Annotated in this window: 12 protein-coding genes and 1 riboswitch; of the genes, 5 read left to right on the top strand and 7 right to left on the bottom strand. The window is 68.3% G+C overall.

The features are described from left to right. Window positions 1-10: 10 nt before the first annotated feature. Window positions 11-143: riboswitch (SAM riboswitch) on the bottom strand. Between the two features lie 135 nt (window positions 144-278). Continuing rightward, the gene (gene holA / locus CVV72_RS19140) at window positions 279-1,262 is read left to right on the top strand and encodes a DNA polymerase III subunit delta (RefSeq protein WP_034316298.1); all 984 of its coding nucleotides are present in this window, start codon (window positions 279-281) and stop codon (window positions 1,260-1,262) included. Between the two features lie 51 nt (window positions 1,263-1,313). Here holA and rpsT read toward each other — a convergent pair whose 3' ends face one another. After that, the gene (gene rpsT / locus CVV72_RS19135) at window positions 1,314-1,574 is read right to left on the bottom strand and encodes a 30S ribosomal protein S20 (RefSeq protein WP_007034798.1); all 261 of its coding nucleotides are present in this window, start codon (window positions 1,572-1,574) and stop codon (window positions 1,314-1,316) included. 358 nt (window positions 1,575-1,932) lie between these two features. Between rpsT and CVV72_RS19130 the strand changes: the two genes are divergently transcribed. Together CVV72_RS19130 and CVV72_RS19125 are read left to right on the top strand one after the other, a co-directional pair. Next, the gene (locus CVV72_RS19130) at window positions 1,933-2,811 is read left to right on the top strand and encodes an EamA family transporter (protein ID WP_219153637.1); all 879 of its coding nucleotides are present in this window, start codon (window positions 1,933-1,935) and stop codon (window positions 2,809-2,811) included. A 23-nt stretch (window positions 2,812-2,834) separates the two neighbouring features. Then, on the top strand, window positions 2,835-3,209 hold the full coding sequence (locus CVV72_RS19125) for a VOC family protein (protein ID WP_219153636.1): 375 nt from the start codon (window positions 2,835-2,837) through the stop codon (window positions 3,207-3,209). Here the strand turns inward: CVV72_RS19125 and CVV72_RS19120 are convergent. Then, window positions 3,206-3,793 (bottom strand): class I SAM-dependent methyltransferase, encoded by a 588-nt coding sequence (locus CVV72_RS19120; RefSeq protein ID WP_219153635.1) that lies wholly within the window; start codon window positions 3,791-3,793, stop codon window positions 3,206-3,208. The genes CVV72_RS19125 and CVV72_RS19120 overlap by 4 nt on opposite strands. A gap of 113 nt (window positions 3,794-3,906) precedes the next feature. On the opposite strand from CVV72_RS19120, the gene lepA reads away from it, so the two are divergent. Continuing rightward, on the top strand, window positions 3,907-5,748 hold the full coding sequence (lepA, locus tag CVV72_RS19115) for a translation elongation factor 4 (RefSeq protein WP_034316306.1): 1,842 nt from the start codon (window positions 3,907-3,909) through the stop codon (window positions 5,746-5,748). Between the two features lie 48 nt (window positions 5,749-5,796). Here the strand turns inward: lepA and CVV72_RS19110 are convergent, their stop codons facing one another. Continuing rightward, window positions 5,797-6,243: a pyridoxamine 5'-phosphate oxidase gene (locus tag CVV72_RS19110; RefSeq protein ID WP_219153634.1), complete on the bottom strand. Its 447-nt coding sequence runs from the start codon at window positions 6,241-6,243 to the stop codon at window positions 5,797-5,799. A gap of 58 nt (window positions 6,244-6,301) precedes the next feature. Beyond that, window positions 6,302-8,065, bottom strand: coding sequence for a family 20 glycosylhydrolase (locus tag CVV72_RS19105; RefSeq protein ID WP_219153633.1), 1,764 nt, complete (start codon window positions 8,063-8,065; stop codon window positions 6,302-6,304). Between the two features lie 154 nt (window positions 8,066-8,219). Here CVV72_RS19105 and CVV72_RS19100 point away from each other — a divergent pair, with 154 nt between their 5' ends. Next, window positions 8,220-9,269, top strand: coding sequence for a nitronate monooxygenase (locus CVV72_RS19100; protein WP_219153632.1), 1,050 nt, complete (start codon window positions 8,220-8,222; stop codon window positions 9,267-9,269). Here CVV72_RS19100 and CVV72_RS19095 read toward each other — a convergent pair. The 3 genes from CVV72_RS19095 to CVV72_RS19085 form a co-directional block, all read right to left on the bottom strand. Further along, window positions 9,244-10,719 carry an amino acid permease gene (locus CVV72_RS19095; protein WP_219153631.1) on the bottom strand — a complete coding sequence of 492 codons (1,476 nt, stop codon included), beginning with the start codon at window positions 10,717-10,719 and terminating at the stop codon, window positions 9,244-9,246. The two genes, CVV72_RS19100 and CVV72_RS19095, sit on opposite strands and share 26 nt — an antisense overlap. 79 nt (window positions 10,720-10,798) lie before the next feature. Continuing rightward, on the bottom strand, window positions 10,799-11,842 hold the full coding sequence (locus CVV72_RS19090) for an alpha/beta hydrolase (protein WP_219153630.1): 1,044 nt from the start codon (window positions 11,840-11,842) through the stop codon (window positions 10,799-10,801). A gap of 171 nt (window positions 11,843-12,013) precedes the next feature. After that, complete coding sequence (locus tag CVV72_RS19085; protein ID WP_219153629.1) at window positions 12,014-12,991, bottom strand: zinc-binding dehydrogenase; 978 nt, start codon at window positions 12,989-12,991, stop codon at window positions 12,014-12,016. Window positions 12,992-13,051 lie beyond the last annotated feature (60 nt).

Below are 13,051 nucleotides of genomic sequence, written 5' to 3'. Positions count from 1 at the left end.
GAGGTTCCTTTCCTCATCTGCCCCGCCATGGCGGGCCGGAATTGGCACCGTGTTCGTCAGCTATCCCGCGATCGCGGAATGACAGGCTGACGCCGGTTGCCGGGGCTTCATCGGGCCGTTCCCTCTGCCCCTCTGGATGAGCGGTATTCGATTGTCGGCACGCGTGTGATCGCGTCGCCTCGCCAACACCGTACGACATGAGGCTCAGGTGGGGCCACCGTGCCCGCTACACATCACCGGACAAAGCACACGAGAGGAGGAGTGGCAGGATCGTCACCGTGACGACGCAAGGTTCCGCCCCATCGCCGCTGGTCCTGGTTCTCGGTGAGGAAGAGCTGCTGATCGAACGGGCGGTCCGCAGCGCCTCGGACGCGGCCAAGGCGGCCGATCCGACGGCGGATCTCACCCGGATCCGGGTGTCGGACCTCACAGTCCCGGCGCTCGCGGAAATGGTCAGCCCCTCGCTGTTCGCCGAGGGCCGGGTGATCGTCCTCGAATCCGCGCACGACATCTCACAGGAGCTCGCGGACGGGGTGATGGCCTACGTCAAGGCGCCCGCCGACGGCATCGTGCTCGTCGTCGTGCACAGCGGTGGTGGCCGGAGCAAGGCCGCGAAGGGGCTCCCCGCTGCCTTGAAGAAGGCCGGTGCGGAGGTTGTCGAATGCCCGAAACTGACCAAGGCCGCTGAGCGGGAATCCTTTGTCCGCAACGAGGTCCGCCGCGTCGGCGGGAAGATCGACGGTGCGGCCGTGCTCGCGCTGATCGACGCGGTCGGCTCGGATCTGCGTGAACTGTCGTCGGCCGCGACCCAGCTGGTCGCGGACGCCGGCGGAACGGTCGACGAGCAGGCGGTCCGGCGCTACCACCGGGGCCGCGCCGACGTGAACGGGTTCGCCGTCGCGGAGAAGGCCGTCGCCGGTGACAAGGCCGCCGCGCTGGAGTCGCTGCGCTGGGCGATGCAGCTCGGCGTACCGCACGTGCTGGTCGCGGACGCCCTCGCCGACGCCGTCCGGACGATCGCGCGGGTGTCCGGCGCCGGTCGCGGGAACCCGAACCAGATGGCGGGTGAGCTGGGGATGCCGCCGTGGAAGGTGCGCAAGGCGCAGGGGCAGGCCCGCGGCTGGGGCCAGGACGGGCTCGCCACCGCGATGCGGGTGGTCGCCCGGCTGAACGCCGAGGTCAAGGGAGTCGCGGCCAACCCGGAGTACGCGCTGGAGCGCGCGGTCCTGGAGGTCGTCGACGCCCACGGCACGAGCCGCTGAAACGGCGAAGGGCCCCGGCGACTCGCGTCGCCGGGGCCCTTCGAAAGCCGATCAGAGAGAGTTCGCGCGCTTCGCCAGCGCGGACTTCTTGTTGGCGGCCTGGTTGGCGTGGAGAACGCCCTTGGTCACGGCCTTGTCCAGCTTCTTGGCCGCGTCCTTCTGCAGTTCCAGGGCCTTGGCCTTGTCGCCGGCGTCGGCGGCCTCACGGAACTTGCGGATCGCGGTCTTCACCGAGGACCGGATCGCCTGGTTGCGCTGACGCGCCTTCTCGTTGGTGGTGATGCGCTTGATCTGCGACTTGATGTTGGCCACGGGGGCGCTCCTCTTGAATCTCTCGGTGGTTTCACCGCCGCGCTGTGACCGGCCCTGCTGCTCGTGAGAGCGCGCGGGTTTCCTCCATGACGGAATGCCACACGACGGTGAAAGGCAAGCTTAGCAGCCGTCCGGGGGCGGCTCGCGGCCACCTCGGAACGGGTGCTTGAGGTACGGTGCGGAGCGTAGTGCCTAGGGTTCCGCCGCCTGCCCGCTCAGCGAAACACACAATCAGGGCAGACGGGACAGGTCCGAGCGGCACCATCGGCGGGGCCGGAAGCGCCGCCGTTCATCTGACGGGACAAAAGCCTGGAGGACCGGTATTTTCCGCGTGCGCGGAAAACGTGAAAGGTCCGCCGTGAACGCCACCGCCCTGTCCTTCGTCGTCATCGCCGCCGTCATCCACGCGGGCTGGAACCTCGCGGCCAAGCGGATCCGTCGTGGCGGAGCGCGCTTCGTCTGGGCTTACTACAGCCTCTCCGCGATCCTGCTCGTCCCCGTCATGGCCGTTTCGCCGGCCGTGGAGCCGCAACGTCCACAGTGGACCTGGTTGTTCGCCGCGGTGGTCACGGCGGTGTTCCACGTCACTTACGGGATCGTCCTCCAGCGGGGATACGCCGTCGGGGATCTTTCCGTCGTCTATCCCGTCGCCCGCGGTACGGGGCCGCTGATCTCGGTGCTCGCGGCCGTCGTCCTGCTCGGCGAGCGGCCAGGAGTGCTCGGTCTGCTAGGCGCGTTCCTCGTGGTCGCCGGGGTGCTGGTGATCGGCACCGGGCGGGCACCGGCCCACGCCGACGCCGCCGATCGGGTCGCCCGCCGCAAAGGGCTGGTCTACGGACTGCTGACCGGTCTCACGATCGCCGCCTACACGCTGTGGGACGCCCATTCGGTCACGGGCCTGGGGGTCCCGCCGATCGTCTACTTCGGAACCGGCGCGATCGTGCAGAGCCTCCTCATGACTCCGTATGCGCTGAAGGACCGTGATGAAGTGTCGTGGCTCTGGCGTGAACACAAACGTGAGATCCTCGTCGTAGGCGCGCTCTCGCCGGTCGCCTACCTGCTGGTGCTCTACGCCCTCCAGATCGCTCCGGTGAGCCTCGTCGCACCCGCGAGGGAGCTGAGCATCGTCCTGGGTGGCCTCGCCGCCTGGCTGGTCCTGGGGGAGGCGAACGCCGTGCGCAGGCTGGCCGGCTCGCTGGTGGTGCTGGCGGGGATCACCGCGATTGCGATGGCCTGAACCCATCCGGTAGGGATTGAGCCATGGACGTGCTGAGCAGCAGGGTGCTGATCCACCCGAAGGACCTCGACGTGTCGACGGCGTTCTATCGGGACACCCTGGGCCTGGCGATCGACAAGGAGTTCCCCGGGGGGACGGTGTTCTTCGCCGGGAACGGGTCGATCGAGATCGTCGGTACCGGGAAGACCGGCCCGACCCCGGACGTCGTCTTGTGGCTCCAGGTCCGGGATCTGCCCGCGGCTCTCGAGGAACTCGCGGAGAAGGGGCTGGAGCCCGTCCGTGGGGCACGACGTGAACCCTGGGGTCTGGACGAAGCGTGGATCGCCGACCCGGACGGCACCAGGATCGTGCTGGTCGAGGTGCCGCGTGAGCACCCGTTGCGCACTGATCCGCGCTAGGCCGAAGGCTTGATCGCGCGCAGCTGAGCGGCGAGCGAGGCGCCGAACCCCGGCGGGTCCCAGGTCCAGGTCTGCAGATCGGTGAAGCCGGCGGCGGCCACCTCGTCGGCCAGCTCGTGCCGGGACACCGGCAGCCACTTTTCGTGCGACGACAGCAGCAGCCGCCCGCCGGGCCGCACCACGCGGAACAATTCGGCGAACCCGGCCGCCCGGTCCTCCCACAACTGCACGTTGTTGACGCTCAGGACCACGTCGACGCTCTCATCCGGCTGGCCGGTGGAGTCCGCGGTGCCGTGCCGTAGCTCCACCTCGTCGCCGCAGCGGCGGCGCGAGCGGGCGAGCATCTCCGGGGAGGGGTCGACCCCGATCGCGCGGCCCGCGCGCTCGGCCGTCGCCTGGAGACCGATGCCCGGGCCGGGACCCACGACGAGGGCGGTTTCGCCGGAATCGATCGACGCCAGCTCGACGACGCGAAGTTCGGTGGCGGCGTTGCCGTGCGCCATCGCCCGGCCGCCGAACCGGCCGAGCAGTCCCCGAGGATGGCCGAACGTCCGGTCGAGTATCTGGGAGAGTGAAGTACTCATACTTCGAGGGCACCACAGCTCATCACGGGCCGCATCGGGGATGACCCCCACTCGCACCCGGAGCGGCATGGGACCATAGAGGTGGCACACCCCGACCTTCGCGAGGAAACCCGTTGACGACGTTCGCCGACACGACCTTCACGCCCCCGGAGCTCATCCGGAACTTCTGCATCATCGCGCACATCGACCACGGCAAGTCGACCCTGGCCGACCGGATGCTGCAGCTCACCGGCGTGGTCGAGGAACGGGCCATGCGGGCTCAGTACCTCGATCGAATGGACATCGAGCGGGAACGCGGCATCACCATCAAGGCGCAGAACGTGCGCCTGCCCTGGAAGGTCGACGGGCAGGACCACGTCCTGCACATGATCGACACCCCGGGCCACGTCGACTTCACCTACGAGGTCTCTCGCGCGCTCGAGGCGTGTGAAGGCGCCGTCCTGCTGGTCGACGCCGCGCAGGGGATCGAGGCGCAGACGCTCGCCAACCTGTACCTCGCGCTGGAGAACAACCTCCAGATCATCCCGGTGCTCAACAAGATCGACCTGCCGTCGGCGGATCCGGACAAGTACGCCGCCGAGATCGCGCACATCATCGGCTGCGAGCCCTCGGACGTGCTGCGCGTGTCCGCCAAGACCGGTGTCGGTGTCGGTGACCTGCTCGACGCGGTGGTGAAGCAGGTGCCCGCGCCGCAGGGCGACGCCGACGCCCCGGCACGGGCGATGATCTTCGACTCGGTGTACGACACCTACCGGGGCGTCGTGACCTACATCAGGGTCGTCGACGGCAAGATCACGCCGCGCGAGCGGATCAAGATGATGTCCACCGGCGCCACCCACGAACTCCTCGAGGTCGGGATCATCTCGCCGGAGCCCAAGGCCAGCAAGGGGCTCGGCGTCGGCGAGGTGGGCTACCTCATCACCGGGGTGAAGGACGTCCGGCAGTCGAAGGTCGGTGACACCGTCACCTCCGAACGCCAGGGCGCGAAGGAGCCGCTCGCCGGTTACCGCGAGCCGAAGCCGATGGTCTATTCCGGCCTGTACCCGGTGGACGGTTCGGACTACCCGGACCTGCGTGAGGCCTTGGACAAGCTCCAGCTCAACGACGCCGCGCTGGACTACGAGCCCGAGACGTCGGTGGCGCTCGGCTTCGGCTTCCGCTGCGGCTTCCTCGGCCTGCTGCACCTGGAGATCACCCGCGACCGGCTGGAGCGCGAGTTCGGCCTCGACCTGATCTCCACCGCGCCGAACGTGGTCTACGACGTGGTGCTGGACGACGGCAAGGAGATCCACGTCACCAACCCGTCGGACTGGCCGACCGGGAACAAGATCGACAAGGTGCTCGAACCGGTCAGCAAGGTGAGCATCCTGGCGCCGTCGGAGTTCATCGGCACGATCATGGAGCTGTGCCAGAACAAGCGCGGCACGCTGCTCGGCATGGACTACCTGTCCGAGGACCGGGTCGAACTGCGGTACAACCTGCCGCTGGGCGAGATCATCTTCGACTTCTTCGACACGCTGAAGTCGCGGACGCGCGGTTACGCGTCGCTGGACTACGAAGAGGCCGGCGCGCAGGCGGCGGACCTGGTCAAGGTGGACATCCTGCTCCAGGGCGAGGGTGTCGACGCGTTCTCCGCGATCGTGCACAAGGACGACGCCTACAACTACGGCAACCGCATGGTGAACCGGCTTCGCGAGCTGATCCCGCGGCAGAACTTCGAGGTGCCGATCCAGGCCGCCATCGGCGCCCGCATCATCGCCCGCGAGACCATTCGCGCGATCCGCAAGGACGTGCTCGCGAAGTGCTACGGCGGTGACATCTCGCGTAAGCGCAAGCTGCTGGAAAAGCAGAAGGAAGGCAAGAAGCGGATGAAGACCGTCGGCCGGGTCGAGGTCCCGCAGGAAGCCTTTGTCGCCGCGCTGTCCACAGAGGACTCGGGCAAGAAGAAGCAGTAACGGCAGGCAAAAGGCCGCCCGGATCGCGATCCGGGCGGCCTTTGCGCGTCAGCGATTCCCGCTGATGCGGTTCGCTGTGACGAAGACGGCGACCCGGCGTTCGGCGGCCATCACGCGGTCGTATTCGTCCCAGTCGTCGTGGGTCCCCGTCGCCGCGATGAAGACCTCGCGCAGCAACCGGGGAAGGCCGGCCGGGTCGAAGTCCGGGTCCGGGTCGTCCGGTCCGATCAGATGCGTGCTTCCCTGGACCGCCGCCCATTCCCACCCGCGCCGGAAGGTGACCGTGGCGTGGCCCGCCCGGCGGAACAGGCCGAGTTTCTTCACACCGCCCATCGCCACGAAGGCGACTCCCGGAGCCTTGGTGACCGGGTCTTCGAAGACGCCGGCGTTGACCACCGAGGAGTGGACGGTGCCGTCCGCGCGGACCGTCGAGACGGTCGCGAGTCCGTTTTCGCGCAAGGAAAGTGTGCGGACGAGTTCGAGGTCTGCGGCCATGGGACCACCGTAGCCCGCCCGGCCCGGTGGAAGGGGCCGAGCGGGCTACTGGGACGGGTCAGCAGGTGCCGTTGTCGCGCCAGACACCCCATTGGCCGGTCGTCCCGGGCTCTTCGCCTTGCGTCCACCACTGCGCCGTCCACTTGTGCCCGTTGTGGGAGACGGTCGCTCCGCCGGTGTAGACCGAAGCGCGGTCCCAGGCGGGAAGAGAGCAGGTACCCGGGTTTCCGGATCCGCTTTCCCAGGGCACCTGGCTCGACTTGTAGTAGCCGAGGCCCTGTGCCTGCCACCGCGGGGCCTGAGCGCCGAGGCGTACTCGGAAGGTGTTCCAATCGTGGGTCGACCACGGCGACCAGCCGAGCTCGGCGTGCGCGGGGAGCCGGGGGAAGGCGAGGTAGTCGATGTTCGCCGGGGTGACCACGGTTTCCGTCCACAGCGGCGATTCGACGCCGCGGACGGCGGATTCGGGCACCCCGGACAGGTAGGCGCCCGGGTTCCAGTTGTAGGCGTCCTGGACCTCGATGTAGCCGGCCCACGACAGCCCGATCGGGGTACTGGAGTTGTACTTCATGTCCAGGTAGGCCTTGTTCGCCGGCGACAGGATCACCTTGCTGCCGCGGGCGACGGCGTTCGAGACCTCTGTGCTGGACGTCGTCGTGCCCCAGAACTGCGGGGTGGCGGTGGCGGGCAAGGTGGCTTTGCCGATCTCGTGCCAGCCGACGACCTGCTTGCCGGCGGCGGTCACCATCGGCAGCACCCGGTTCATGAACGTGCGGTAGTCCGCGTCGCTGGTGGCCTGGGCCTCGTCACCGCCGAGGTGGAAGTACGGCCCGGGCGTCAGCGCGGCGACCTCGCGGATGACGTCGTTGACGAAGGTGTAGGTGATCTCCTTCGAGATGCAGAGCGAGCTGTAGCCGACGGCGGTGTCGGTGCGCAGCGGGGGAGCGGTGTTGTTGCAGTTCAGCTCGGCGTACGAGGCCAGGGCCGCGTTGGTGTGCCCGGGCATGTCGATCTCCGGGATGACCGTGATGAACCGTGAGGCCGCGTAGTTCACGATCTCGGTGTACTGGGCCTTGGTGTAGTAGCCGCCGGCGCCACCGCCGACCTGGGTGCTGCCGCCGTAGGTGGTCAGTCTCGGCCAGCTGTCGATCTGGATGCGCCAGCCCTGGTCGTCGGCGAGGTGCAGATGCAGATTGTTGATCTTGTACTGCGCCAGCTGGTCGATGTACCGCTTGACCGTGGCGACCGGATGGAAGTGCCGGGCGACGTCGAGCATCGCGCCGCGGTAGCCGAATCGCGGGTAGTCCAGGATGTCGGCACCCGGGATCGTCCAGGGGCCTTGCTGGACCGTGGAGCTTTCGATCTTGCCCGGCAGCAGCTGCCGCAGCGTCTGCACGCCGCCGAAGAGACCTTGCGCCGTCGTCGCGCGCACGACGACTGAAGCCGACGTCGAGTTGAGCTGGTAGCCCTGGTCGCCGACGCGAGAGTCGGCGCCGGACAGCAGGAGTGAGATTCCGTCGGCCGGTGTGCCCGGCGGTGCGTCGGAGACAGGCAGGGGAAAGCCGGTGGAGGCACGGAGGATCCCGGCGAGATAGTCGCCGACGGCCTTGGCCGGTGCCGAACCGGCCTGGGTGTGGATCTTGGTGTTGGCGGTCAGGGTGTGGTCGGCATTGGTGACCGCTCGGACCGAGACCGGGACCGGGACGATCGCCTGCAGCGGCGGGGTGGCCGCGTCGGCGACGGGGGCGGCTGCGGTGGTGGCGCCGGCGAGCAGCGCCACCCCGACGAAGGCGCGGCCCAGCCGCGCTTTCAAGGTCTTCACCGGGTGCCTCCTGGGGACAAAGGGGACGTGACGCGCGTCACGGCTGTCCGATCGTCGCATTTTGGGCGTTAAAGGTCTAGACCACCAGGGTGGAACCTTGGAGTGACTCGCACGTCACATTCCGTGTCGCCGCAAGGGGGCTATCGTCGGAAAGGTGTTCGAAGATCTGCGTTTTCCCGTGATCGCGGCCCCGATGGCGGGCGGGCCGACCACTCCCGAGCTCGTGGCCGCGGTGACCGCGGCGGGGGGATTCGGTTTCCTGGCCGGGGGCTATCTGCGTGCCGACGCCCTCTCGGACCGGATCGCGAAGACGGCCGAGCTGGCCGGCGAGCCGTTCGGCGTGAACCTCTTCGTCCCGGGCGGCGCCGCCGAAACGGATCTCGGCGCGCACATCGAGCGCTGGCGCGCCGAGGCCGAACGTCACGGTGTCGAGCCCGGTGAGCCGCGCTGGGACGACGACGCCTATGCCGCGAAGCTCGAGGTCGTCCTGGAGCGGAGGGTGCCGGTCGTTTCGTTCACCTTCGGCACACCTTCGCCCGAGGACGTCGAACGCTTGCACGCCAACGGGAGCAAGGTGGCCGTCACCGTCACCGACCCGGCGGAAGCCGATCAGGCCGTGGCCGTCGGCGCGGACGCTCTCGTGGTCCAGGGATTCGAGGCCGGAGCGCATCGAGGGATCTTCGCTGACGAGCCCGGAGCCGAGGGCGGAGGTGCGCAGTATGGCGTTCTCAGCCTGCTTCGCCTGGTCTCGGCGCGGACGGCTTTGCCGCTCGTCGCGACGGGTGGCCTCGTGCACGGCGCCGATGTGGCGGCGGTGCTGGCGGCGGGGGCCGTCGCGGCACAGCTGGGCACCGCTTTCCTGCGGGCGGACGAGGCGGGGACGCAGCCCGCGCACCGGCAGGCGCTCGCGGACGGAGGCAGGCCGACGGCGTTCACCAGGGCGTTCAGCGGACGTCCGGCCCGGTCGCTGGTCAACCGCGTGGTCGCGGACTTCTCGGCCACGGCGCCGTCGGCTTATCCGGAGGTCAACAACCTGACCAAGCCGATCCGTGCGGCGGCGGGCAAGGCGGGCGACCCCGAGATCATGTCCCTCTACGCGGGGCAGACCTATGAACTCGCAGGCTCCGGCCCGGCGGCGTCGATCGTCGAACGCCTCCAGGCCGAAGCCCGCGAAGCCGCTACGCGTTTGAGTCGTCTCCGCTGACCTGCTTCGCGTCGCCGTTGTCCGCGTTCATCGCGGAGTGACGGCGGCTGTAGGCGAAGTAGATGATCAGGCCGACGCCGAACCAGGCCGCGAACCGCAGCCAGGTCTCCGGGTTCAGGAACGTGATCAGCCAGATCGAGAAGACGACGCCGATGATCGGCACGATCGGCATACCCGGCGTCTTGAACGCGCGGGGCAGGTCGGGCTGCTTGTAGCGGAGCACGATCACCGCGATGCAGACGACGACGAACGCGAGCAGGATGCCGATGTTCGTCAGTTCCGCGGCCTCGCCGATGGGCAGCAGCCCGGCGATGACCGCCGACGCGATACCGAGCACCCAGGTCATCCGGCTCGGCACCTTCCGCACCGGATGGGTCTTGCTGAACCACTTGGGCAGCAGGCCGTCGCGGCTCATCGAGTAGCCGACCCGGCTCGCGCCCATGAGGAACGTGAACAGCACCGTGGTGATACCGATGATCGCGCCGACGGCGATGATCAGGCCGAGCCACTTCATGCCGAGGCCGGCGAAGGCGCTGGAGAAGGCGGCCTCGCTGTCGATGTCCTTGTAGTTGACCATCCCGGTCAGGACCAGGCAGGCCAGCACGTAGAGCACCATCGAGATGGCGAGCGAGTAGATGATCGCCTTCGGCATGTGCTTCTGGGAGTCGGTCGATTCCTCGGCCGCGGTGGACATGGCGTCGTAACCGAAGACCGCGAAGAACACGGTCGCCGCGCCGGTGAACGCGCCGCTGAGGCCGAACGGGAAGAAGTTCGAGTAGTTGTCGGTGTTGATGTGGAAGACGCCGACGACGATGACCAGCAGGACCAGGCCGACCTTCAGGTAGACCAGCAGTGTTTCGAACCGGGCCGCGTTCTTCATGCCCTGGTTGAGGATGAAGGCGATCAGCAGGCACAGCAGCACGGCGAACAGGTTGATCTTGTAGGACCCCGGTTCGACACCGGCCTTCTCGGTGCCCGGAGCGCCCAGCATCCAGGTCGGGAGCTCGATGTTGAGATAGCCCAGCAGTTCGTTGAAGTAGCCGGAGATGCCGATCGCGACCACCGCCACGATCGCGGTGTACTCCAGCAGCAGGTCCCAGCCGATGAACCAGCCGACGATCTCGCCCAGCACGGTGTAGCCGTAGGTGTAGGCGGACCCGGCGCGGGGGATCAGCCCGGCGAACTCCGCGTAGGAGAACGCGGCGGCGGCGCTGGCGATACCCGCGATGAGGAACGAGATGAGCACGGCGGGTCCGGCCGTCTTGTTCGCGACCGCGCCGGCCAGGGAGAAGATTCCCGCGCCGATGATGCCCCCGACGCCGATCGCGGTCAGCTGCCGCAGGCCGAGCGTGCGTTGGAGCCCTCCGCCCCCACTGAGTTCTTGGATCTGATCGATCGGTTTACGGCGGAAAATCCCGGATCCCGAGCCCAGGCTGCGCGGTGCGGACATCGTCGTCTCCCAACAGGTTGTGACTTTCGAACTGGGTCACAGTCCGAAGGGCACCGTAGCGGGAGACCGGACATCGCACCTATCCGGCGACGGTGTCCTCGCTCACTTCCGCGGCCACGCGAGCGGCGATCTTCGACGGCCTGGACGCGCCGGCTGAGAAGTAGGTGAGCAGCTCGGAGATCTCGACCGGGTCGTCCAGCTGCGGACAGTGGCCCCAGTCCTCGCGCACCATCAGCCTGCTGTGCGGGACCAGCGCGTGCAGCTGGCGCCCGGAGGCGGCGCTGACCAGCTTGTCCTTGCCGCAGACGACCACCAGGAGCGGGACCCGGATCTCCTCGAGCCGGTACGCGTTCGCCAGCTCTTCGACGAGTTGCCTCGCCTGTTCGAGCCGGGTGGTCGTGGACCGGTAGTCCGGGAAGAGCGAGGTGAACCGGCGGACCTGGTCGGCGTCCGCGGCGGAGGAGTCGGCGTACAGCAGCCGGGGGACGACCTGCCCGGCGACGGCGCGCACGAGAAAACCGGGGATCGGCAGCGGCAGGGTGGAGTACATCCGGAGCGGCAGCGGGTACCGGGCCACGGTGCGGATGAGCCAGCTGTCCACGAAACCGGGCGCGGCGATCGACACCACGCCCGCGACCGGCAGCCGCTGGTTCTCCGCGGCGCGGAGGCTCATCGTGCCGCCGAGCGAGTTGCCGGCGAGCACCACGGTGCCGAGTACGGCCTGCTCCTTGACCACGGCCGCGGTGAACGCGTCCAGCTGCGGGAGCATCGGGCCCGGCCGCAGTGGCTGAGCGTCACCGAATCCGGGCAGATCGACCGCGACCGCCGGAACGCCGGCGGCCGCGAGCAGCTCCAGAACCGGACGCCAGGTGTCAGCGCTGTCGCAATAGCCGTGCAGCAGCACCAGCCTCGGTGCCGTCGGCTTGACCTGTCCGCGCGCGGCGGCCCGCTTGCCGAGCACCCGGCGGGGTGCGCGGTCGGTGGACTCCACCGGCTGCGGCCCGACCTCGAGCACTCTGGTGCGGACACCGGCGTAGCGCCGGAACGAGACGCGGATCGGGTCGGTGTCGGTGGTGGTCCGGCCCCCCGGGTCCGCCGGTTCGGGCCGCTGCGATGCGGTCATCTCTCCAGGCTAACCGCGAGAGGTCGGATTTTGGTCGAACTTTGGTCGTGAAAAGCTCGCTGAGTCATAACGTTCTTGACACTTGACAAGACTGCGAAATGACTGCTTGACCTGGGCGGAACGCGCGGACGTGCGCCTGTGTGCGCGCTTCGTACCGGCGAGAGGCAGGGCTTACCCCTCCGATGAATGGGTGAAGACCACCTTGCCGGAAGTTTCCCCCTCGAGCATGTTCTCAAACCCCGTCCGGGCTTCGGCGAAAGGCAGTTCGGCGCCGATCTGCGGACGGACCCCCGTGAGTTCCAGGTAGGCGAGGAGATCGTTCAGTTCGTCCCTGGTCCCCATGGTCGAACCCGCGATCCGCAGTTGCAGAAAGAACACGCGCTGCAACTCCGCGTGAGCGTCCGGTCCGCTGGTCGAGCCCGAAACGACGATGATCCCGCCCGGCTTGAGGGACTTCACCGAGTGCGACCAGGTCGCCTTCCCGACGGTTTCGAAGACGGCGTCGACCCGCTCCGGCAGCCGTGCGCCGGACTCAAAGGTCTGATGTGCGCCCAGGCTCTCGGCCAGCGCACGCTTTTCCTCGCTACGCCCGGTCACCCAGACCCGGAACCCGGCCGCGCGCCCCAGTTGGACGAGGGCGGTCGAGACGCCGCCGGAGGCACCCTGCACGAGCATCGTCTGTCCCGGTCGCAGCCCGGACTTCACGAACAGCATCCGGTACGCCGTCAGCCACGCCGTGCCCATGGTCGCGGCTTCCGCGAAGGTCAGGCTCGACGGCTTCGGCACGACGTTGCGCGCCGGAACCACGACCTGCTCGGCGAAGGTGCCTTGGTGCTTCTCGGTGAGCAGAGTGCGCTTCGGGTCGAGAGTGTCATCACCCTGCCAGCCAGGGGCGTTGATCACCGAATGGACGACGACCTCGGTGCCGTCGTCGAGGGTCCCCGCACCGTCACAGCCCAGGATCATCGGGAACTGCTCGGGTTTGATGCCGACGCCGCGCAACGTCCACAGGTCGTGCATGTTGAGGCTGGCGGCCTTGACGTCGACCCGCACCCAGCCTTCGGGCACGTCCGGCTCGGGTCGCTCGCCGATCACGAGCGAGTCCAGCGGCTTTTCGGCGTTGGGTTCGGATGCGTAAACGGCGAACATGTCAGCAACCTACATGGCCTGACCGGCGGTGGCAGTGGGTGCGAGCGTAGGCTCACAGTC

The organism is Amycolatopsis sp. TNS106 (assembly GCF_019330265.1).
In the GTDB taxonomy this organism is placed as follows: domain Bacteria; phylum Actinomycetota; class Actinomycetes; order Mycobacteriales; family Pseudonocardiaceae; genus Amycolatopsis; species Amycolatopsis lurida.
Note: the sequence above shows the minus strand (reverse complement) of the source record. Positions and strands in the feature narration are given on the sequence as shown.